Raw genomic sequence first — 21,253 nt, forward strand, 5'->3', positions numbered from 1 at the left:
GCTTTGCAGAAACGGTCCTAGCTCCAGAAAACCGGCTCCCGGCGACCAGCAACCACTACGGCCCCGCCCTCGCCGACGCCACTGCATCACGGACACCGAATCGACCGAGCGGCAGCGTGATCGACACCTCGACGACAACGTCCCAGTCCTCGACCGCACACGAGGTGATGGCAGCGCCCATCCGCTCGGCGATCGTATCGGCAGTGGCACACGCGTCAGGCACCCCTCGGTCCAACGCACCCGCCGCGGCCAGTGCGGCCAGATCCGCAGTGGACTGCGCCCGATGCCGTCCGCTCACCGCCGAACCGACCTGCAACACCGCGATCACAACGACGAGCAGCGCCGTCAACGCGCACGCTGCAAGGACACTCACACTTCCGTCGTCGTTCGCGCTCACTCCACGGCCTCGGGTTCGACCGCCGCCACCGCTTCCGCACTCACCGTCAGTCCCGGCAGCGCCGTGCCCACTTCCACTCTCGCCAGCACGAAACCGTCTCGCTCCGAGACACTGACAACAGCCCCTTCAGGCATCAAGAACTCCGATACCTCTCCCCCGCGAGCCACCAACCGGGCAGCCTCACGCGCAGCGTCGACACACCGAACATGTTGCGTCACTGCCAAGATCGCCCCGATACACGTGACAACGACGGTGACGATGGACGCCAAGGCGATCGCGGCCTCCACCGTCACCGAACCGTCGTCCGCTATACAGACGTGGCGAGCGCTCGATCGATGATGCCCGTCAACGCATCGACAATCGAACTCCCGGTCACGACGGTGTATAGAATCGCCCCGAACGCGGCGGCGGCGATGGTGCCGATCGCGTACTCGGCAGTCGACATCCCGTCGTCCTCCACTACTGCCAGCAGAAGTCGAGTCTTCACCCGAGAAATCGCAGTGCTCATTGTTTTTCCCCTCCTCGTTCTCCGAGACGGCGGCCCCGCCCCGGAAGCATCGTCGAACCGTCACAGCAGTCCCCCACCCAGGACGTTCCCCGCCAATCCCACTACCACCGGCACGATTCCGAGGCAGATGAATGCCGGCAGAAAGCACAGTCCCAGCGGCCCGCTGATGAGCACTCCTGCCCGTTCGGCCGCTGCAGCTGCCGAGTCCTCGGCCCGCGCCCTTTCGGCTTCGGCGAGTTCGGCTACCGCGTCGGCGAACGACGCTCCCGATCGGGCCGAACGGGCTGCCATACGCGCAAGTGACTCGATCTCAGGCGTCGCTGCTACAGGCGCCCACGCCGCGTCCGGGGTTGCACCGAGAGTCAGTAGGTCAGCTGTTGTGCGCAGGGCGATCGACGCCGTTCCAGTGGCGATGGCGGACACCGCACTCGCGGCCGCACCGGCAGGAAGCCCGCCGCGCAGGCATGCGGCCATCATGTCGAATGTGGTTGCGGTGGCGTGCGGATCGGCGTTCACCTGTATCTGATCTTCGGCTCGTGGCCCTGCCAGACGTGCACCGAACACCCGGTCGAGCGGACCGGTCCCGAGCGGGACGAGAACGAGCGCCGCTGCCACACACATCAGCGCGACCCCGATCATCGACACACTCTGTCGGTGATTGCATCCGTCCACAGCAGTCCTGCACAGACGAGTGCGGTTCCGATCACGAGGAGAACACCGCCGAGGCCGCCACCGAGCAGCACCCGTACGGGCGACGCCCCCATTGCCTGGCCCAGTCCGACGCCCACGACGGGCAGACACGCCAGGACTGTTCCCGTCGCCCGTGCGCCCGCCAGCGATGCCTGTGTTCGAGTGCGGAATCGCCTGCGCGCAAGCATGTCGCTTCGCGCTGCGGAGAGCAGACCCATGAGGCCGAGCCCATGGTCGTCGGCGATACGCCAGGCGGCAGCGACGATCATGAGCTCTCCGGACACCGGCGAATCGGCAACGCGCAAACCGTCGTGCGCTGTCCCGCCGAGACGTGCTCGGCCGCAGGCTCTTCCGAAAGCGGTCGCTACCGTTCCCGAGCACTCGGACGCGGCGACACCCGCAGCGACGGCCGGATGCGCCCCCGCGCCGAGCTCACCGACCACTGTCTCCAACCCGGCGACGAGCGAGTCCACTTCCGTGTCGTGTGCGCGGCGGTGGCGGACTGCACGGCGCCTGAAAGAAACCGTTGCCGCCACGATGCCCGCAGCCGACATCAGGTACACACCTGAAATCGACGCGAAAACAATTGCGATCGCGGCCGCACCCAGGAGAAGAACCGCTGTGTGAGAGCGCTTTCCCATACGAAGTGCAACCCTTTTCTTGCGCAGACTCGACAGCCGCACCTTCCGCCCCGGCAACGCCAGCAACGCAGTCGCCCACAGAAGCACCCCGAGCGCCGTCATATGTTCTCCGTACGACGGTCGAGCAGTTCATCGAGCCGCTTTCTCTCCGAGTGCGTGACGCCGCTCGACGTCCACGCAGGTGCGACTCGAACCCTGCCCGACTCGTCCGGAACGACGACCGCGATCTCACGGAGTCGCCGCTGGCCGTCGGTGCCCCGGTGTACGTGAAGCACGACTTGCACGGCTGCACCGAGCTGACTGTGCAGAGCCTCTCGGCTCATTCCGCCGAGTGCCGCAAGGGCTTCGAGGCGAGCAGGCACTTCGGCGGGCGAATTGGCATGGATGGTACCGGCACCGCCATCATGCCCGGTGTTGAGGGCGGTCAACAGGTCTACTACTTCCGCGCCGCGCACCTCACCGACGACCAACCGGTCAGGCCGCATTCGAAGAGCCTGACGGACGAGTTGTCGAACGGTCACCTCGCCCACCCCTTCGACGTTGGGAGCGCGCGCAACCATCCGTACGACGTGTGGATGCGACGGCGCCAACTCGGCAGCGTCCTCGACGCAAACGATTCGTTCGGTGGGGCGAACCTCTCCCAGAAGCGCCGCGAGGAGCGTCGTCTTCCCCGCCCCCGTCCCGCCGACGACGAGGAAGGCAAGTCGCGCGTCGATGATTCGACGAAGCAGGTCCAACGCCTCCGGTTCGATCGCTCCCCGACGGGCAAGTGCGTCGAGACCCTGCGTTGTCGGCCGGAGGACACGCAGTGACAGACAGGTGCCCCCTCGGGAGACCGGGGCGAGGACTGCGTGCAACCGGACACCGAACGTGCCGTCCCCGACGCCCGGCAGCTGCCCGTCGACCCAGGGTTGCGCGTCGTCGAGTCGACGACCGGCAGAGAGCGCTAGCCTCTGACACAGTCTGCGTACCGACGATTCGTCGGCGAACCGTATTCCGGTGCGTTCCAGACCGACACCCCGATCGACCCAGACTTCGTCGGGTGCGGTGACCAGAACGTCAGCGACCGAGGGATCGCTGAGCAACGGTTCGAGCGGGCCGGCACCGGTCAGTTCCGTCTGAAGCACCCGTAGTGCGCCGAGCAGGTCCGAATCGCTGAGCACTCCGCCTGCTTCGATGCGGATGGCGGCGGCAACCATGTTCGGCGTCGGATCGTCGATCGAACCCGCAAGCCGATCTCGGACCCGATCCAGGAGTTCTCCGGTGACAACCGCACTCATGCTGCCCACCGTCCGACCTGCGGTTTGCGAGCGAATGTGTCGAGGACGGCCGAGGCCGCCGACTTCAGTGGCGAACGCCGACCCAGCCGAAGGCCGCTCTTCTCCACTCGTCGTGCAAGGCCGGGTTCGGGCCGCATACTTGCCAGTAGCGGCAGTTGCAGTGCCTCGACGATGTCGTCCACCTTCAGTCCTCCCGGTGCGGGCCCCCTGACGACGAGACCCACGTTCGAGTTCCTGGACGTCAGATACCCGGCGATGTTCTCTCCAGCCGCCACGGAGCCGAGATCCGCGGGCACGACGAGCACAATGAGATCGGCAGCGTCGTGGAAGACGTCGGTTTCGGGACCAGGTGTCCGCGGAACGTCGCAGACCACCAGATCACCGGCTCTGCGGCCTGCGTCGACGACTGCAGCACTCGACACGACGCGCGAACCGCCCGCGAATGGCCCCGCCGCGGCCCGTCCAGCCGACAACACCGCCGCGTCGCCGTGCGATGGCAGCGCCCGATGCAGAGCATCACCTGAAATTCGGCCGGCTTCGACGATGAGTCCGGGCCACCTCAACCCAGGAGTGTCTTCCCATCCGAGTAGCAGATCGAGGCCCCCACCGTAGTAATCACCGTCGACGAGCAGCGTTCGGACCGATGCCGAGGCCGCCGACAATGCAAGGGCGGCGGCGAGGGTCGATGCTCCGGCACCACCCTTCGCCCCGACCACCGCGATGACACCTCCGCCCGTGGCAGCATCGTCGAGGTCGGTTCCGAGAAGGCGAATCAGGGCCTCTTCGTCACCCGGCAGTTCGAGGACGTGCGACGCGCCGACGGCAGTGGCCGAGCGCCAGTGATCGACGGTCGCGTCCTCGGAGGCCAGCACGACGACGCCGCTGCGGCGCGGCAGCCCGAGAGTCTCTATATGTCGGGCAGCACCGGCGTCGAGCAGGACGATTCGTGCATCCTCCCAGTCCAGACGCAACGTCGCGTCTACGCGATCGAGGTTACCGACTGGTAGGTTCTGCTCTTGCACAACACAATCCGCAGCTGCGGCCACCCTGAAGACCTCGGCCCGCAGCTGCGCGTCACCAGTCAGTAGTAGGCATGGTCGGTCGTTGCCCGGCTCGGTTCGGTCGATGTCCATGCACAAGAGCTTCGGCGTGCCCTCGCCTCGATGCGAGACGCATTTGCGAAATGTGGATGAACCGAAGGGATGTGGATGAATTACTGGACGGGCGTACCAGATTGCTTACCCAGAAAAGAGGACGACCCTCGCCAGGGGGGGAGGAGGCGAGGGTCGTCTGGTTCAGCCCCGGGGGGTCGGGCTGAACACGTCCGAACGAATCGGACTGCATCGATACTACACCCGCTGCACGCACCGTTTGCAAGTTCAACTTTCGGCAATTCACGCATTGTTCTGCATGCCACGGCCCCGGGGCGACATCTCGGGCCTCTATCCTGTAGACCGTGACCACCAGCGCCAGCATCGATGACGGAGAATCCGCCCGTCCGGCCGGAAGAATTGCAGCGTTCTTCGACTTGGACAAGACAATTATCGCCAAGTCGAGCACACTCGCTTTCAGCAAGCCGTTTTTTGATCAAGGCCTCATAAACCGTCGGGCCGTCCTGAAGAGCAGCTACGCACAGTTTCTTTTCCTGCTCTCCGGTGCCGATCACGATCAGATGGAGCGAATGCGCGCGCACATCGCAAACATGTGCGCGGGATGGGACGTCGAACAAGTCCGTTCGATCGTTGCAGAAACGTTGCACGACATAGTCGATCCACTCGTATTCGCCGAGGCTGCGGACCTCATCGCAGACCACAAGCTTCGAGGCCACGACGTAGTCGTCGTGTCGGCGTCCGGCGAGGAGATCGTCGGGCCCATTGCCGATGCCCTCGGTGCCGACATCAGTACGGCGACCCGGATGGAAGTCGAGAACGGTCGATACAACGGGAACGTCGAGTTCTACTGTTACGCCGAAGGAAAGGTCGAGGCGATGAACATCCTCGCCGAGGCCCGTAATTACGACCTCACGCAGTGCTTTGCGTACTCGGACTCCATCACCGATCTACCCATGTTAGGTGCGGTCGGCCACCCCACCGCGGTCAATCCCGACCGAGCGCTACGCAAGGAAGCAGCGTCGGCCGGGTGGCCGATTCTGACGTTCTCCAACCCGGTGTCGTTACGTTCACGAATTCAGGCACCGTCCGGTACGACCGTAGCCGCTAGTGCCGCAGTCGGTTTCAGCGCTCTGGTCGCAGGTGCGGTCACCTACGGACTACTCCGTAGAAAACACTGACCCCCACCCCCTTGATGTGAGCGGCGTCACGGGGTACAAAGGACGTACGGAAGAACGGAAGGCCAAGTTCGAACCGGAAGAGAAGGTTCGTTTCTCCCGACCAGGATTCCCAGCACGGACATCAGGCACCCACGCGGAGCGCGCCGCTGACAGGGCAGAAGCGCTGTGGGCCTGCGAGTTCCGGGAAGTGGCAGCAAGAACCCTGCACCGGTTGCAGGGATGACCTCCCACTCCACCGGACCTACGCCGAGGCCTCGCGATCGTAAGATCGCCACAGCCCACCTTTGCACGCTTGGTAACCGGATAGTCCGTGCTAACGGGCGGCGAAGTCGACTCAGGTCGGCGGCGCCGCCCTTTTACTTGTCACACTTTTACTTGTCAGCGCCTGCAGCTTCGGCAATCGAGGTGGCTTCCACTGCACCGGCCTCGATCGCGCCGCAGCAGTACATGATCCAGCTGCCGACCCCGGATGCGGTCCCGGATGCGAAGCCCTCCGCACCGCTGCGGTAGATCTGCGGACGGCGCATCCAGCTGACCTCGGGGACACCGAGGTTGTGCGGATCGAGTCCCGACGAGGTTGCCACCAACCGCGATGCGGCGCGCGCGACGACTCCGTCAGCACTGCCGAATGGCTTCAAGGTCAACAACTCACCGTGGACGATGGCCGCGATCACTGGAGCCGGGGCGGATGTTCCCCCGGTGACGAGCTGCGCCAGAAGGTCGAGACGTTCGCCGACGCCGTCGGCCTCGCGTGGGCGGCCGAGAAGCGTGTGATCCTCGACCAGGTCTGCCGCGGCAAGCAAATGTAGCCGGGCGAGCGCCTGCAGCGGAGCACGCTTCCACACCGGCAACATGTTCTGCAACGCGTCACCGTCCAGTGCGGCACCGACACGGAGGCATCCCGCCAGAATGGGATCGCCGTCCTCACCTTCGCGAGGGAAATCCATCGAACCGCCCTCGAGCACCGACGACGACCTCGCCGCACGAACGGCGGCTTCCGCGGCAGTGGCAGGCCATCCGCGGCGGTTTGCTTTGTGACGGTGAACGCCGCCGAGAGCGTCACGTGCGCGCTCAGCAGCGTCGAGGATGCCGGGCAATTCCAGAAGCGGTGCGAGGGGGTCCGTCACGGACGTCGACGCTACCCCCTCGCCCCGCTCAGGCACCCAGCGGAATGGATCCACCTGGGATGGCCGACAGCAACCGCTGCGTGTACTCCTCTTTCGGGTTGTCGAAGACCTCGTCGGTCTTCGCAGCCTCGACGATCTCACCGGAGCGCATGACGAGGACGTCGTCGGCGATCTGCCGTACGACGGCGAGGTCGTGCGTGATGAACAGGTACGTCAGTCCCAACTCGGCCTGCAGATCGTTCAGCAACGAGAGGATCTGAGCCTGCACGAGCACGTCGAGCGCGGACACGGCCTCGTCGCAGATGACGACCTCCGGCTGCAATGCAAGCGCGCGAGCAATCGCAACACGCTGGCGCTGGCCGCCCGACAACTCGTTTGGGAATCGCCGCATGACCGACGCCGGCAACGACACCTTGTCCAGCAGATCCCTGACGCGAGCTTCGCGTTCGGCTTTGGTCCCGACCCCATGGGTCCGCAGAGGCTCCTCGATGGTCCGATAGATCGAGTACATCGGATCGAGCGAACCGTACGGGTTCTGGAAGATCGGCTGCACCCGACGCCGAAACGCGAACGCTTCCTTGCGGTTCAGACCGACGACATCGCGGCCGTCGAACAGAACCGAGCCTGCCGTCGGCTCCAACAGACCCAGCACCATCTGAGCCACTGTCGATTTACCTGACCCCGATTCACCGACGATCGCCGTCGTCGTTCCGCGTTCGACTTCGAACGACACGTCCTTGACGGCGGTGAACACCGTCGACTTGAACGGGCTCGAGCCACGAAGTGTGAACTGCTTCGTAAGCTTGTCGACCACGAGGACGGTGTCTTTCGGTTCGAAACCGTCGGAAGTCTCCGCGGGGATTGCCTCCTCGGCCACTTCCTTGGCATGCGCGACGATATCCTTGCGCACAACCGAAGATTTCAACCGCTGCGAGGCCAGCGACGGCGCCGCGGATACCAGCTTCCTGGTGTAGGGATGCTGTGGGTCCTGCAGAATCTCCAGTGCCGGACCGGATTCGACGATCCTGCCCTTGCTCATGACCGCCAGATGCTCGGCGCGCTCGGCGGCGAGACCGAGATCGTGAGTGATGAGGAGAACGGCGGTGCCGAGTTCCTTCGTCAAACCCTCGAGATGATCGAGGATCTGACGCTGGACCGTCACGTCGAGAGCCGAGGTCGGCTCGTCGGCGATCAGCAGCTTCGGGCGTGCTGCAAGCCCGATCGCGATGAGTGCGCGCTGGCGCATACCGCCCGAGAACTCGTGCGGGTACTGGTTGACGCGCTTCTCCGAGTCCGTCAGACCCGCCTCGTCGAGGAGTTCGATCGCCCGTGCCTTTGCGGCCTTGCCCTTGGCGATGCCGTTGGCTGCCAACGCTTCCTCGATCTGATATCCGATCTTCCAGACCGGGTTCAGATTGGACATCGGATCCTGCGGGACCAGACCGATCTGGCTTCCACGGACGTCGACGAACTCCTTCTCCTTGGCGTTGGCCAGATCCTTGCCATCGAACCAGATCTCGCCCGCCGTCACAGTGCCGGTACCGGGAAGCAGATTGATGATGGCATGTGCCGTCGTCGACTTGCCGGAACCTGACTCGCCGACGATAGCGACGGTCTGGCCCGGATACACCGTCAGGCTCACACCTCGAACAGCAGGCACAGGTCCGGAGTTGGACTGGAACGACACCTCGAGATTCTTGATGTCGAGGAGCGGCAGCTCGTGCTCGTCGTGCTCGATGCTCATCGCTTTCTCGCTTTCGGGTCGAGAGCGTCACGTAGCGCGTCGCCCATCATGATGAATCCCAACACCGTGATCGCCAGTGCCGCAGCGGGATAGAACAGGATGGTCGATCCTTGGCGCAGCGTGACCTGAGCGGCACTGATGTCGCCGCCCCACGAGACCTCGGTCGGCGGGAGTCCGATACCGAGGAACGACAGCGTCGCCTCGACGACGATGAACGTTCCGAGCGAGATGGTCGTGACGACGATGATCGGTGCCATCGAGTTGGGAAGGACATGTCGAATCAGCGTGCGCACCTTGGACACTCCCAGTGCGCGCGACGCCATGACGTAGTCGTTGTTCTTCGCCGACAACACTGCACCACGCGAGATGCGGGCCATCTGTGGCCAGCCGAACAGTGCGAGCACGAGAATGACCGTCCAGATGGTGCGGTCGGTGAACAGCTGCATCAGCACGATCGCGGCCAGGATCAGCGGAACACCGAAGAAGATGTCCGTCAGCCTCGAGAGCAACGAGTCGGCCCATCCACCGTAGAACCCAGCGAATGCACCGAACAACACTCCGATGACGAGCACGAGAAACGTTGTTCCGACACCGGTCACCACGGACGCCCTGGCGCCGTAGATCGTACGGGCGTAGATGTCGCAGCCCTGACGGTCGAATCCGAAGATGTGACCGGGCTGCGGTCCCTGCATGCTGAAGTCGAGGTTGCAGTACCGAGGATCGGCGCTCGTGAACAAGCTCGGCACCGCCGCGACGACGATGACCGCGAGGATGATCAGAGCCGAGATGATGAAAATCGGACGCTTGCGGAGACTGTGCCAGGCGTCCTTCCAGATACTGGCTGGTGCTTCGTCGATGTTGACGGCGTCGGTCTGACTGACATCGATGACCTCGTCCTGTTCGACGAAGCGCGCTTGCCGAACCGTGCGTCCGGTAACGGGTGTGGTGGGCTCAGGCATAGCGGATCCTTGGGTCGAGCGCTGCGTAGAGGAGGTCGACGACGAGGTTGGCGACGAGATACACCACGATCAGAACGGTCACGAACGATACGACCGTCGGTGCCTCGCCTCGGATGACGGCCTGGTAGATCGTTCCACCGACGCCGTTGATGTTGAAGATGCCCTCGGTGATGATTGCGCCGGCCATCAGACCTGCGAGATCGGTGCCGAGGAACGTCACGACCGGGATCAACGAGTTGCGGAGTACGTGCGTGTTGACCACGCGCTGACGCGAGAGACCTTTCGCCGTCGCGGTTCTGACGAAGTCGGCGCTGAGATTCTCGGCCACGGACGTGCGGGTGAGGCGAACGATATACGCGAACGATGTCGACGCCAGAACGAAAGCCGGCAGCAGTAGGTTCACGAAGCTCGTATTACCGCCCACCGTCGGCGGCACGATGCCCCATTTGATTCCGATGAAGAACTGCGCGAGGAAGCCGATGACGAAGATCGGCACTGCGATCAGCACGAGACTGAACACGAGTACTGTGCTGTCGAACAGCTTGCCCTTGCGCAGGCCGGCGATGAGGCCGAAGCCGATGCCGAGGATCCCCTCGATCACGAGTGCCATGGCGGCGAGCTTGATCGTGATCGGAAAGGCTTGTGCAAGAACTTCACTGACCGGCCTGCCGGAGAACGACATTCCGAAGTCGAGAGTGAAGATGCCCTTCATGTACAGCAAGTACTGCACGATGAACGGTTGGTCGAGGTTGTAGCGGGCGCGCAGCTGATCTGCGACGGCCGGGCTGATGGCTTTGTCTCCGGCGAGCGCGGCGATCGGGTCGCCGGGAAGCAGAAAGACCATGGCGTAGATCAAGAATGTCGCCCCGATGAAAACGGGGATCATCTGAAGTATTCGGCGTCCGATGTACCAGAGCATCGGATCACCTCCTTTGGAGGAAGGTGGACATCATCGCCGCGTCGAACTCGAGCGCAGTGTGGCGTCGTACGAGACACGAAGGAAGAGGACACGAGCAGGGCGGTAGGTGTGAAGACCTACCGCCCTGCTCGGTCTCGTGAAGATGTGAAGAGAGGGATCAGTTCTTCTCGATCTCGTTGTAGATCGGGATACCGTCCCAACCGATCTTCACGTTGGTCACGTTCTCGGACCAGCCGCTCGCTGCGTTGCGGTACCAGGTGGGCACTGCAGGCAGGTCGTTCAGCAGGATTTCCTGCGCCTGGTTGATCAGTTCCTGTGCTGCTGCGGAGTCGGTCTCGCCGGCCGACTCGCGGAGCAGACGGTCGAACTCGGGGTTCGAGTAGTCCCCGTCGTTGGAGCTGCCGCCAGTCTGGTAGTTCTGCGCCAGGAAGCCGTAGAGCTGCGGGTAGTCACCCTGCCAACCCGAGCGGAATGCCGTCGGGATGGTGCGGTCGGTGGCTTCGGTGCGCAGCTGCGCGAACGTCGGGTAAGGAGCGCCCTGTGCCTCGATGCCGAGGGTGTTGCGGATGCTGTTTGCTACCGCGTCGACCCATTCCTGGTGTCCACCATCGGAGTTGTACGCGATGGCGAAGGTCCCGGTCCACGGCGCGATGGCGTCGGCCTGAGCCCACAGTTCCTTGGCCCTTTCCGGGTCGTACTCGACGTTGGCAACGTCGCTGAGGTCGCCGGTCCAGCCGTCGATGGCCGGGCTGGTGAAGTCCTTTGCCGGTGTACGAGTGTTGTTGAAGATCTGCTCGGTGATCTGGTCGCGGTTGATCGCGTTGGAGATCGCCTGGCGACGCAGAACGCCCTCTTCACCGCTGAAGTGCGCAAGGCGCCCCGGAATGGTGAAAGTCTCGATGGTCGCGGACGGCTGGTTGACGGTGCGGCCCGGCAGATCCGTCTCGAACGTCGTGACGGCCGACGACGGAACGTTGTCGAGGACGTCGACGTTGTTCGAGAGCAAGTCCGTGTACGCGGTGTCGAGGTTGCTGTACAGGATGAAGCTGACGCCACCGTTGGCCGGCTTACGGTTTCCGTCGTAGTCCGGGTTGGTGATCAAGTCGATGCGCACGTTGTGCTGCCACGCACCTTCGGACGCGAACTTGTACGGTCCGTTTCCGATCGGGTTCTCACCGAATGCTGCGATGTCGGCGTACGCGACCTCGGGCAGCGGATAGTACGCGGCGTAGCCGAGACGATCGGGGAATGCTGCCTCGGGCTGCTTGAGCTCGATGGTGAACGTCTTGTCGTCGACGACCTTCAGGCCGGACATTGTCTGAGCGGTCGGCGTCTCGGCAGCGACCTCGTCGTAGCCCTGGATGGGATCGAAGAACGAGCCCTGGAGCTGCGCGTTGGTCGAGAGTGCGCCGTAGTTCCAGGCGTCGACGAACGACTTTGCGGTGACGGGAGTGCCGTCGGTGAACGTCCAGCCGTCCTTCAACGTGACGGTGTAGTTCTGGCCGTCGGTGGTGTCGATGGACTCGGCGACCTCGTTCTCCACCCCGCCTTCCGGCGTGTACGAGACCAGACCGGCAAAGATCGAGTCGACGACTCGTCCACCGGTGTTCTCGCTGGTGTTCGTAGGAACAAGCGGATTCTGGGGCTCGCCGCTCCACGCGTTGATGATGGCCGAACCGTCGCCGGATCCTCCGCCGCTGGACGAGTCGCTCGATGAGCACGCTGTGACCAGCGCCGCTCCTACGACAACCGCTACCGCAGCTGCCGCAATGCGTGTTCTACGCAAAACAAATCCTCTCCTAGTGTGACCACGGGTTTGCCGTGGTCGACCCGCGGGCGTCACGCCCACGGGGTTCATGTGGGGCGACCGCCGGCCACTACCCGAGGTTGTCGGGAGGTGGCAACGATCTCAATAACGAGGACTTTAGACACATCCGCAAAGGAACATGCGCACTCCCCCGGAATTGAGCTGACTGCCGAGTAAGCACGAAACATGCTCGAAACTTTTCGGCAAGTCATTTCCCGGAGTGTGAGACCCACCTCGGTCATACCTGTCAGCGGCGACCTACCGTGGTACCGCCCACCGCGCCAAACCAACCGATCACCGCAGATCAGCGGGTTGCACAGCGCTGCAACGGTGCGACCGCGCTCACATGTGACTACCCTCACTAGGGCCGCAACAGCACGGTATTTGACGGACGAAAGCGAGCTATTCGAGATGACGACCAGTACCTCTGGAGCCCCCGAGATCACGGAAGACGCGTACCCGCCCTCGGCCGAATTCGCGGCGCAAGCGAACGCGCAGGCGGATCTCTACGACGAAGCCGAGAAGGACTTTCTCGCGTTCTGGGCCGAACAGGCCCGCCGGCTCCACTGGCACACCCCGTTCACCGAGGTACTCGACTGGTCCGACGCCCCCGTCGCGAAATGGTTCGGCGACGGTGAACTCAACGTCGCCTACAACTGCGTCGACCGCCACGTCCTCGACGGCTACGGCGACCAGGTCGCCATCCACTGGGAAGGCGAACCCGGCGACAGCCGCGACGTCACCTACGCCGACCTACTCGCCGAAGTTTCCCAGGCGGCGAACACCCTCACCGATCTCGGGCTCGTCGCCGGCGACCGCGTCGCCATCTACATGCCGATGATCCCCGAGGCCATCGTCTCCATCCTCGCGTGCGCCCGCCTCGGCCTGACCCACTCGGTTGTCTTCGCCGGATTCTCCGCAACCGCACTGCGCTCGCGCATCGACGACGCCGAAGCCAAACTCGTCATCACCACCGACGGACAATGGCGACGCGGCAAGCCCGCTCCCATCAAGGCCACCGTCGACGAAGCAGTCGACGGAGCCGCATCCATCCAGAACGTCCTGGTGGTCAAGCGCACCGACTCCGAGGTCTCCTGGACCGAAGGACGCGACCTGTGGTGGCACGAGACCGTCGCGCAGGCGTCGAAAAACCATGAGGCCCAGCCGTTCCCGGCCGAACATCCACTGTTCATCCTCTACACCTCCGGCACCACGGGCAAGCCCAAGGGCATCATCCATACCTCCGGTGGCTACCTGACCCAGACCTCGTACACCCACCACAACGTCTTCGACCACAAGGCAGGCAAGGACGTCTACTGGTGCACCGCCGACATCGGCTGGGTCACCGGACACTCCTACATCGTCTACGGCCCCCTTTCCAACCGGGCGACGCAGGTCGTATACGAAGGCACCCCCAATTCGCCTGACGAGCACCGGCATTGGAACGTCATCGAAAAGTACAAGGTCTCGATCTACTACACCTCCCCCACTCTGGTGCGCACGTTCATGAAGTGGGGCAAAGAGATTCCCGAGGCGCACGACCTCAGCTCGATCCGCCTGCTTGGATCCGTCGGCGAGCCGATCAACCCCGAGGCGTGGCGCTGGTTCCGTGACGTCGTCGGCGGCGGCAGCGCACCGATCGTCGACACCTGGTGGCAGACCGAGACCGGCGCGATCATGATCTCCCCGCTCCCCGGCGTCACCGCCACCAAGCCCGGCTCTGCGATGACTCCGCTTCCCGGAATCTCGGCGAAGATCGTCGACGACGACGCCAAGCCACTCGGCAACGGCGGCAACGGATATCTCGTCCTCGACAAGCCGTGGCCGTCGATGCTCCGCGGCATCTGGGGCGACATGGACCGCTACAAGGACACCTACTGGTCGCGGTACGCCGAAGAGGGCTGGTACTTCGCCGGTGACGGCGCCAAGTACGACGACGACGGCGCACTGTGGGTTCTCGGACGCGTCGACGACGTCATGAACGTCTCCGGCCACCGCATCTCCACCTCCGAGGTCGAGTCGGCGCTCGTCAGCCACCACGGTGTCGCCGAAGCAGCAGTCGTCGGCGCTGCGGACGAGACCACCGGACAGGGCATCGTCGCATTCGTCATCCTGCGCGCAGGCGTCGAGAACACCGGCGACGACCTCATCAAGGAGCTCAAAGCTCAAGTATCCAAGGAGATCTCACCGATCGCTCGCCCCCGCGAAATCTCCATCGTCCCCGAACTCCCGAAGACCCGCTCCGGAAAGATCATGCGACGCCTGCTCCGTGACGTCGCCGAAGGCCGCGAACTGGGCGACGTCTCCACCCTTGTCGACCCGAAGGTCTTCGAGTCGATAAAGAAGGGTCGCTGACGCTCCAGGCAATAGGGGCGCTCCGCGCCCAGTGGCGCGGTTAAGTGCACTCCAACACACTTAACCGTGCCACTGGGGCCGGAGGCCCTCAGACGTCCTCGAGCTGCTGATCCCGCGTTTCCTTCATGACGAGCAACGCGATCAGCGTCAGGGCGGCGACGATGGCGAGATACACGCCCACCCACCCGACGCCGTAGGAGCTGACGAGCCACGTCGCGATGAACGGTGCAACCGCTGCACCGAGGATCGACGACGTGTTGTACGAGATTCCGGAGCCGGTGTAGCGCACATTCGTCGGGAACAGTTCCGGCAGAACCGCACTCATCGGACCGAACGTCAGACCCATCAGCCCGAGCCCGACGCACATGAAGACCAGCATGCGTCCCGCGCTCGCGTTCTCGGGAGCCGCGAACCAGTGGAACGAGAGTCCGAACAGCACGATCGCGCTCGTGATGACGATCAGCGTCGGACGTCGCCCGTATTTGTCGGCAAGCAGACCGGCAACCGGAATGAGCACGGCGAAGAAGAGCACCGCGATCAGCTGCAGCTCCAGGAAGTCCGTGTAGGCGATGGTGATCTTCGGGCCGCCCACGTCGGCGACCTTGCCCGTTCCGTAGCTGACCACCCATGTCGTCATGATGTAGAAGAGCGTGTACGTCGCGAGCATGACGAACGTGCCGATGATCAGCTGACGCCAGCTGGTCTTGAAGACCTCGGCGAGCGGCGTCTTGACCTTCTGGCCGCGCTCGACGGCGAGCTTGAACACCGGCGTCTCCTCCAGCTTGAGACGCACATACAGGCCGATGAGAACCATGACGGCACTGAGCAGGAACGGAACACGCCAACCCCACGTGAGGAACGCATGGTCGGTACCGGATGTTGCCGCGTCGTAGCCGGTGATCACGACGATGAGAAGAAAGATCCCGTTGGCGAAGAAGAAGCCGATCGGAGCACCCAGCTGCGGATACATCGCGGCCCAGGCGCGCTTGCCCGGCTTGGCGGTCTCGGTGGCCAACAATGCGGCGCCGCTCCACTCGCCGCCCAGGCCGACACCCTGGGTGAAGCGCATGACCGCCAACAGCGCCGGCGCCAGCAGGCCGACCGAGTCGTAGGTCGGCAGCAGACCGATCAGGAACGTCGCGACGCCCATCGTCAGCAGGGAGCCGACGAGAGTTGCCTTGCGTCCGATCCGGTCGCCGAAGTGGCCGAACAGGATCGAACCGATGGGCCGTGCGACGAACGCAAGCCCAAACGTCGCGAACGACGCCAGCAGCGCAGTCGTGTCGTTGCCCGCAGGGAAGAACAGCTTGGGGAAAACGAGAACGGCTGCCGTCGCGTAGATGTAGAAGTCGAAGAACTCGATCGATGTGCCGACCATGGAAGCAACGACGATACGAGATCGTGGCACCTCCGGGGCCGCTGCAGTCGAGCCGTCTCCGGGGACGGCCGAGGTAGTACTCACGGTGGTGCTCCTGGCGATTGCACTTGGGGAAAAGGGGTATGTACGCGCAGGGAAAGTTACCTGAGGACAGCTAAGAAGTTCCGAGGGATGGGCCGTTCGCGTGCCGTGTCCCCACGCCGGAAGTCACCGATCGGACGGCCATCGAGCATGGCGCCGTCGATCGGCACTAGTGTTACTGCGAAGATCGGACGAAGTGCAATGGAGAACCAGCAAGTGGAGGGGTCGAGAAGTTGAGCGAGACCAATCGCGGCAATGGTAGGAGCGGTACCGGCTACTCGGACGGAGTACCGAACACCATCTCGTCGATCCCGCTGTCGGATGTCGACTACCGCGCGCCGGGAACCGGGAGCATAGGCAATCTCGTCAAGGACGCGACGACGCAGGTCTCCACGCTGGTTCGTGCCGAGGTCGAGCTGGCGAAGGCCGAAGTCACCGGTGAAATCAAGAAGGGTTTGCAGGGCAGTCTTTTCTTCGTGCTCGCGCTTGCCGTGCTCATCTTCAGCGCCTTCTTCTTCTTCTTCTTCGCGGCCGAGACGCTCGATATCTGGCTGCCCCGCTGGGCGTCGTTCCTCATCGTCTTCGTGTTCATGCTGCTCATGGCCGGGCTGCTCGCCCTGCTCGGCTATCTGCGCGTGAAGAAGCTGCGGAAGCCGGAGAAGACCATCGACTCGCTCAAGCAGGCATCGACGGTGTTTCCGAACCAGCACGATTCCACCCCGGGCCTCCCCGGCTACAAGAAGTAACCGCGCCACCCGCGGACCGAAGAGATGAGCCAGCCAGACCCGTCCACCGTGCGTTTCGCTGGTCCGTGGACACATCGGGACATTCACGCGAACGGAATTCGGTTCCACGTCGTCGAGGCGGACAACGCTCCCAGCGACGGTCCGCTCGTCGTACTCCTGCACGGCTTCGCCGACTTCTGGTGGTCGTGGCGGCATCAACTGACTGCACTGACAGCTGCGGGATATCGGGCAGTCGCCGTCGATCTACGCGGTTACGGCGACTCCGACAAACCCCCACGCGGTTACGACGGGTGGACTCTGGCCGGCGACGTCGTCGGCCTGATTCGCGCGCTCGGGTACGCCCAGGCCACGTTGGTGGGGCACGCCGACGGTGGTCTGGTGTGCTGGGCAACGGCGGCGCTACACCCGCGCATGGTCGGGTCCATAGCGCTGGTCGGCTCGCCGCATCCGATTGCACTGCGGCAGGCGGTTCTTCGAAACAAGGCCCAGCGGCAGGCTCTTCTTCCGTACTTTCTGCGGTACCAGGTCCCACTCTTTCCCGAGCGGGCTCTCACCAAGAACGGTGGATCCGCCGCCGAGCAGATCCTGCGGATGCGTTCAGGTCCGGCGTGGCAGGGGACCGAAGATTTTGCCGACGCGGCCAAGCAGATGCGGTCGGCGATTCGCATCAAGGGTGCCGCGCACAGCGCGCTGGAATACCAGCGCTGGGCGTTCCGGAGTCAGTTCCGCTCGGACGGTCGACGGTTCATGCAGGCGATGGACGTTCGTCTGACGATCCCCGTCGTGCAGATTCGCGGAGAACTGGACCCGTACGTCCTGCCCCGCACCGTCGACGGCGATGTCCGCTGGGCGCCCGAGCGACGCCTGCACACTGTGCTCGGCGCAGGACACTACGCACATCAGGAAGCCCCCGACGAGGTCACCGAACAGCTGAAAGCGCTGGCGGACACGACCGACTAGACGATGCAGGCACCGGTCCCGACGGCGACGGCGGTGCCCGTGCTCTGCTGCAACTCGTCGGCGACCTCGCTGGCGGTGAGGACGAAGCCGGTGTCCGGATCGTCGACGGCTGCACCGAACACGAGTCCGAGTACTTGGCCATCCTTGGCGACCAGTGGGCCACCCGAATTACCTTGCCGCACAGTGCCCCGGACTGTGTACACCTCACGCTCGACGGTGCCGGTGCGGTAGATGTCCGGCCCGCTGAGGTTGAGGGTCTCACGAACCCTCGCCGGGCTTGCGGTGTACGGTCCGCCGCCTGGGTAGCCCAGAACGATCGCGCTCTCGCCGGAGACTGCTGGAGACCCGGCGAAGTTCAGAACTGGTGCCTGCAGACCCGGAACACGCAGTATCGCAACGTCTTCCTCGGGATCGAAGAGGACGACATCTGCGTCGAGCACGGTTCCCAGCGAATCGACCGTGACACCGTCGGTGCCTGCGACGACGTGAGCGTTGGTCATCACCATCTCGGGGGCGACCACGAAGCCGGATCCTTCGAGCGCCTTCTGGCAGCTCGGTGCGACGCCGCTGATCTTGAGGACGCTCTGGTGCAGCTGTTCGACGACCGGGCTGGCCTGCAGCGCTGGGTCTGGCACCTCGACGGTGGCCACCGGGGTCCGGCCGAAGGGCCCGATGACATCCGGAAGACCCGACGTGTCCAGGAGTGCAGAGAATTCCTTCGGCACCTCGCGAAGCCACTGCGGGGCAACCTCGTCGACTTTGCCCAGCACCTGCGACCCACGGACCGCGCTGGCGACCTCTGGCTGCGAGGACGAGGTCAGCGGGATGGCGAGCAACCAAGCCGCCGCGAGTACTGCGGCGGCCTGCAGGGCGGCGCCGATGACACTGTCGACCGATCGTGCTCCGCGCGAGTGCATTCCGCTGCGCAGCGCTCGGCCGAGAACCATGCCGGACACTTCACCGACAATGACCAGCACCACGATAAGAGCGATTCCGACGAACACCCGCAGGCGTGCTCCGTCGACATGTTCGAGGACGTGTGGGGCGATGAGAATTCCGGCCACCGCGCCGAGCACCACACCGAGAAACGCCATCGCCGACGCCACCGCGCCCTGCCGCCATCCCGAGGTCGCCGCCAGAAGAGCGACGCCGACGACGACGATGTCGACCCAAGTCGAGCCGCTCACCGATCCATCCTCACAGGAGTGGAGCCTGCGGAATGACCGTCGGTGCGCGCAGGAGTGGAGCCTGCGGAATGACCGTCGGTGCGCGCAGGAGTGGAGCCTGCGGAATGACCGTCGGTACTCGCGCCCACAGCAGCCAAGCTCGCCTCCAGATCGCGGATGTCGCTCGTGTCCCATTCGGTTTCCCAGCCGGAAACCGCGAGCAGGCCTGCCAGAATACCGCCGGTGAAGCCCCACACCAGCATTCCGTCGACGGCGAAGGCAGGGCCCTGGTAGCCCGCGGGGTGTCTGACCTGGAAGCGGTTGTCCGGATCGAGCAAGGAGCGAAGAGGAACGCGCACCACACGCGCAGCCTCGGCGGTGTCGACCACACCGACGACACTGGGTGCGCGCCAATAGGCGAGCACCGGTACGACGTCGAACTTCGACGGTGGAACGTAGATCCCGGGGAGCGTCGCGAGCGGCTGTACGCCAGCCGGATCCAAGCCGGTCTCCTCCTCGGCTTCGCGAAGCGCAGTGGCGATGGGCGACTCGTCGCCAGGGTCTGTTGCCCCGCCCGGAAACGCGACCTGCCCGCTGTGTTGACGCAACGTCGCGGCCCGCTGCGTGAGCAGGACGTCCGCGGCGGCCGGCAGGCCGCCACGACTGGTCGGATCGGATTCCTCGGGTCCACCGAACAGAACGAGCACCGACGCCTGTCGGGTGATCACCCCGTCGGGCGAGGTTCGTTCCAGTACCGGGTTGGTGCCCGCCGACTCGGTCAGGCCCCTACCGCCGGCAGCATCGACGACACGGCTCAGCCACGGAGGAGGCACAGGCGCGGAAGTCATCGGGCAATGCCGAGTGTCGAACGGACTGCGTCGTCGATCTCGTCGACACTGCTGAAGGGTTGTGGCAGCACCCTGGCGACATTGCCATCCGCGTCGATCAGAATCGAGACCGGGAGGACACTCGGCGCGCCGACGGCGGCTGCTATACGTCCTGCCCCGTCCTGGACACCGGGCAATGTGACGCCGTAGTCGGCCAGTTTGGTCAACCCGTTCGCTTCGTTGCGGTCCTGGTGCACTGTCAGGACGCCGATTCGGCCTTCCATCGCAGTGGCGTAGTCCTGCAAGTGCGGAAGTTCTTGTGCACACGGTCCGCACCAGTACGCCCACAGATTGATCAGCGTGGGTGTGCCCGCGAGCGCCTGCCCCACGTCGACCCGGCTGCCGTCACCGATGCACTCGAGAACGAGGCCACTCAGGGGACCGGAAGATTCAGGAGCCGGCTCAGGCGTCGGACATCCGTCGAGCCCGGCGCGCGCGCGGAGTGGGGCCAACGCTTCGTCTGTGTCGGCCGACCGACGCTCCTCGGCGATCGGTGCACCCTGGCCGGGCCGGTCGGCCGACGGACTTGGATCCTCCCCGCGCGGCCAGATCGCAAATACCAAGGCGACGACGACGAGAAGAGCCGCCAACGACCACCGAGCTGCCGATCCGGTCACGAGTCGATTCCGGCAATGGACAGCAAGTGCTCGGTTTCAGGACCCTTCACCAACGCTGCTGCCGCGGCCTTGTCGGTCGGACCGAGGCCGTACGACGGGCAGTCCTTGGCGAGGATGCAGACACCGCAGGCCGGTTTGCGCGCGTGACAGACACGCCTGCCGTGAAAGATCACCCGATGGGACAGCAAGGTCCACTCCTTGCGCTCGATGAGTGCACCTACTGCGTGTTCGACCTTGACCGGGTCTTCCTCCTCGGTCCACTGCCAGCGCCGTACCAACCGGCCGAAGTGCGTGTCGACGGTGATGCCGGGCACGTCGAACGCGTTGCCGAGGACGACGTTGGCGGTTTTGCGACCGATTCCGGGCAGCGTGACGAGATCCTTCAGATTCGCGGGCACCTCCCCGTCGAACCTCTCGAGAAGTGCAGAGCCGAGTCCGATGAGCGAGTTCGCCTTGTTCCGGTAGAAGCCCGTCGTTCGGATGTATTCCTCGAGCTCCGTCCGGTCGGCTTCGGCGTAGTCCCGCGCAGTGCGATATCTCACGAACAGACCGGGCGTGACGATATTGACGCGCTTGTCGGTGCATTGCGCTGACAGGATGGTCGCGACGGCGAGCTCCAGCGGATTCGTGAAGTCGAGTTCGCAGTAGACGTGCGGAAACGCCACGGCCAGCTCCCGATTCATGCGTCGCGCTCGCCGCGT

Annotated in this window: 21 protein-coding genes; 4 read left to right on the forward strand and 17 right to left on the reverse strand. The window is 64.3% G+C overall.

Annotated elements, in window-relative coordinates:
* Positions 1-55 precede the first annotated feature (55 nt).
* The 7 genes from WDS16_RS19465 to ssd are packed head-to-tail and all read right to left on the reverse strand — an operon-like array spanning position 56 to position 4,649.
* On the reverse strand, positions 56-397 hold the full coding sequence (locus WDS16_RS19465) for an Rv3654c family TadE-like protein (protein WP_338886943.1): 342 nt from the start codon (positions 395-397) through the stop codon (positions 56-58).
* Entirely contained in the window at positions 394-684 is a 291-nt protein-coding gene (locus WDS16_RS19470; protein WP_338893538.1) for a TadE family type IV pilus minor pilin, read from the reverse strand. The genes WDS16_RS19465 and WDS16_RS19470 overlap by 4 nt, the downstream gene beginning before the upstream one ends.
* Before the next feature lie 20 nt (positions 685-704).
* Positions 705-905 carry a DUF4244 domain-containing protein gene (locus tag WDS16_RS19475; protein ID WP_338886945.1) on the reverse strand — a complete coding sequence of 67 codons (201 nt, stop codon included), beginning with the start codon at positions 903-905 and terminating at the stop codon, positions 705-707.
* A 60-nt stretch (positions 906-965) separates the two neighbouring features.
* The gene (locus tag WDS16_RS19480) at positions 966-1,544 is read right to left on the reverse strand and encodes a type II secretion system F family protein (RefSeq protein ID WP_338886947.1); all 579 of its coding nucleotides are present in this window, start codon (positions 1,542-1,544) and stop codon (positions 966-968) included.
* Positions 1,541-2,338, reverse strand: a complete 798-nt coding sequence (locus WDS16_RS19485; protein WP_338886949.1) for a type ii secretion system integral membrane subunit — start codon at positions 2,336-2,338, stop codon at positions 1,541-1,543. Before WDS16_RS19485 ends, WDS16_RS19480 begins: the two co-directional genes overlap by 4 nt.
* Complete coding sequence (locus WDS16_RS19490) at positions 2,335-3,516, reverse strand: TadA family conjugal transfer-associated ATPase (RefSeq protein WP_338886951.1); 1,182 nt, start codon at positions 3,514-3,516, stop codon at positions 2,335-2,337. The genes WDS16_RS19485 and WDS16_RS19490 overlap by 4 nt, the downstream gene beginning before the upstream one ends.
* Positions 3,513-4,649: a septum site-determining protein Ssd gene (gene ssd / locus WDS16_RS19495; protein WP_338886953.1), complete on the reverse strand. Its 1,137-nt coding sequence runs from the start codon at positions 4,647-4,649 to the stop codon at positions 3,513-3,515. Before ssd ends, WDS16_RS19490 begins: the two co-directional genes overlap by 4 nt.
* 323 nt (positions 4,650-4,972) lie before the next feature.
* Between ssd and WDS16_RS19500 the strand changes: the two genes are divergently transcribed.
* Complete coding sequence (locus WDS16_RS19500; protein WP_338886955.1) at positions 4,973-5,806, forward strand: HAD-IB family hydrolase; 834 nt, start codon at positions 4,973-4,975, stop codon at positions 5,804-5,806.
* A gap of 371 nt (positions 5,807-6,177) precedes the next feature.
* On the opposite strand, the gene WDS16_RS19505 is transcribed toward WDS16_RS19500, so the two are convergent.
* The 5 genes from WDS16_RS19505 to WDS16_RS19525 all read right to left on the reverse strand — a co-directional run bounded on the left by WDS16_RS19505 (position 6,178) and on the right by WDS16_RS19525 (position 12,341).
* A complete protein-coding gene (locus WDS16_RS19505; RefSeq protein WP_338886957.1) occupies positions 6,178-6,933 on the reverse strand; it encodes an oxidoreductase in 756 nt (251 codons plus the stop codon).
* 28 nt (positions 6,934-6,961) lie between these two features.
* Positions 6,962-8,677, reverse strand: a complete 1,716-nt coding sequence (locus WDS16_RS19510; protein ID WP_338886959.1) for an ABC transporter ATP-binding protein — start codon at positions 8,675-8,677, stop codon at positions 6,962-6,964.
* Positions 8,674-9,636 carry an ABC transporter permease gene (locus WDS16_RS19515; RefSeq protein ID WP_338886961.1) on the reverse strand — a complete coding sequence of 321 codons (963 nt, stop codon included), beginning with the start codon at positions 9,634-9,636 and terminating at the stop codon, positions 8,674-8,676. Before WDS16_RS19515 ends, WDS16_RS19510 begins: the two co-directional genes overlap by 4 nt.
* Complete coding sequence (locus WDS16_RS19520; RefSeq protein WP_068379091.1) at positions 9,629-10,555, reverse strand: ABC transporter permease; 927 nt, start codon at positions 10,553-10,555, stop codon at positions 9,629-9,631. Before WDS16_RS19520 ends, WDS16_RS19515 begins: the two co-directional genes overlap by 8 nt.
* A 157-nt stretch (positions 10,556-10,712) precedes the next feature.
* Positions 10,713-12,341: an ABC transporter substrate-binding protein gene (locus WDS16_RS19525; RefSeq protein WP_338886965.1), complete on the reverse strand. Its 1,629-nt coding sequence runs from the start codon at positions 12,339-12,341 to the stop codon at positions 10,713-10,715.
* A 432-nt stretch (positions 12,342-12,773) separates the two neighbouring features.
* Here WDS16_RS19525 and acs point away from each other — a divergent pair, with 432 nt between their 5' ends.
* Positions 12,774-14,717: an acetate--CoA ligase gene (gene acs, locus WDS16_RS19530; RefSeq protein WP_338886966.1), complete on the forward strand. Its 1,944-nt coding sequence runs from the start codon at positions 12,774-12,776 to the stop codon at positions 14,715-14,717.
* An 88-nt stretch (positions 14,718-14,805) separates the two neighbouring features.
* On the opposite strand, the gene WDS16_RS19535 is transcribed toward acs, so the two are convergent.
* The gene (locus WDS16_RS19535) at positions 14,806-16,179 is read right to left on the reverse strand and encodes an MFS transporter (RefSeq protein ID WP_338886968.1); all 1,374 of its coding nucleotides are present in this window, start codon (positions 16,177-16,179) and stop codon (positions 14,806-14,808) included.
* 230 nt (positions 16,180-16,409) lie between these two features.
* Here WDS16_RS19535 and WDS16_RS19540 point away from each other — a divergent pair, with 230 nt between their 5' ends.
* Both WDS16_RS19540 and WDS16_RS19545 read left to right on the forward strand, forming a co-directional pair.
* Positions 16,410-16,922: a phage holin family protein gene (locus WDS16_RS19540; RefSeq protein WP_338886969.1), complete on the forward strand. Its 513-nt coding sequence runs from the start codon at positions 16,410-16,412 to the stop codon at positions 16,920-16,922.
* Positions 16,923-16,946: 24 nt separating this feature from the next.
* Complete coding sequence (locus tag WDS16_RS19545; RefSeq protein WP_338886971.1) at positions 16,947-17,882, forward strand: alpha/beta hydrolase; 936 nt, start codon at positions 16,947-16,949, stop codon at positions 17,880-17,882.
* Here the strand turns inward: WDS16_RS19545 and marP are convergent.
* From marP to nth, 4 genes are read right to left on the reverse strand one after another with little or no spacing between them, the layout of a single operon-like run.
* On the reverse strand, positions 17,879-19,069 hold the full coding sequence (gene marP / locus WDS16_RS19550) for an acid resistance serine protease MarP (RefSeq protein WP_338886972.1): 1,191 nt from the start codon (positions 19,067-19,069) through the stop codon (positions 17,879-17,881). The genes WDS16_RS19545 and marP overlap by 4 nt on opposite strands.
* A complete protein-coding gene (locus tag WDS16_RS19555) occupies positions 19,066-19,896 on the reverse strand; it encodes a CoA pyrophosphatase (RefSeq protein ID WP_338886973.1) in 831 nt (276 codons plus the stop codon). Before WDS16_RS19555 ends, marP begins: the two co-directional genes overlap by 4 nt.
* Positions 19,893-20,552, reverse strand: a complete 660-nt coding sequence (locus WDS16_RS19560) for a TlpA disulfide reductase family protein (RefSeq protein ID WP_338886974.1) — start codon at positions 20,550-20,552, stop codon at positions 19,893-19,895. Before WDS16_RS19560 ends, WDS16_RS19555 begins: the two co-directional genes overlap by 4 nt.
* Positions 20,549-21,235 (reverse strand): endonuclease III, encoded by a 687-nt coding sequence (nth, locus tag WDS16_RS19565; protein ID WP_338893539.1) that lies wholly within the window; start codon positions 21,233-21,235, stop codon positions 20,549-20,551. Before nth ends, WDS16_RS19560 begins: the two co-directional genes overlap by 4 nt.
* Positions 21,236-21,253 lie beyond the last annotated feature (18 nt).

Origin of the sequence: Rhodococcus sovatensis (genome assembly GCF_037327425.1) — a bacterium.
GTDB classification, from domain to species: Bacteria; Actinomycetota; Actinomycetes; order Mycobacteriales; family Mycobacteriaceae; genus Rhodococcoides; species Rhodococcoides sovatense.

Bases quoted from the DNA above. Each gene is read 5' to 3' on its own strand.
- WDS16_RS19475 (WP_338886945.1), bottom strand. From the start codon at position 905: ATGAGCACTGCGATTTCTCGGGTGAAGACTCGACTTCTGCTGGCAGTA.
- WDS16_RS19480 (WP_338886947.1), bottom strand. From the start codon at position 1,544: ATGATCGGGGTCGCGCTGATGTGTGTGGCAGCGGCGCTCGTTCTCGTC.
- WDS16_RS19485 (WP_338886949.1), bottom strand. From the start codon at position 2,338: ATGACGGCGCTCGGGGTGCTTCTGTGGGCGACTGCGTTGCTGGCGTTG.
- WDS16_RS19490 (WP_338886951.1), bottom strand. From the start codon at position 3,516: ATGAGTGCGGTTGTCACCGGAGAACTCCTGGATCGGGTCCGAGATCGG.
- ssd (WP_338886953.1), bottom strand. From the start codon at position 4,649: ATGGACATCGACCGAACCGAGCCGGGCAACGACCGACCATGCCTACTA.
- WDS16_RS19510 (WP_338886959.1), bottom strand. From the start codon at position 8,677: ATGAGCATCGAGCACGACGAGCACGAGCTGCCGCTCCTCGACATCAAG.
- WDS16_RS19515 (WP_338886961.1), bottom strand. From the start codon at position 9,636: ATGCCTGAGCCCACCACACCCGTTACCGGACGCACGGTTCGGCAAGCG.
- WDS16_RS19520 (WP_068379091.1), bottom strand. From the start codon at position 10,555: ATGCTCTGGTACATCGGACGCCGAATACTTCAGATGATCCCCGTTTTC.
- acs (WP_338886966.1), top strand. From the start codon at position 12,774: ATGACGACCAGTACCTCTGGAGCCCCCGAGATCACGGAAGACGCGTAC.
- WDS16_RS19545 (WP_338886971.1), top strand. From the start codon at position 16,947: ATGAGCCAGCCAGACCCGTCCACCGTGCGTTTCGCTGGTCCGTGGACA.
- WDS16_RS19555 (WP_338886973.1), bottom strand. From the start codon at position 19,896: ATGACTTCCGCGCCTGTGCCTCCTCCGTGGCTGAGCCGTGTCGTCGAT.
- nth (WP_338893539.1), bottom strand. From the start codon at position 21,235: ATGAATCGGGAGCTGGCCGTGGCGTTTCCGCACGTCTACTGCGAACTC.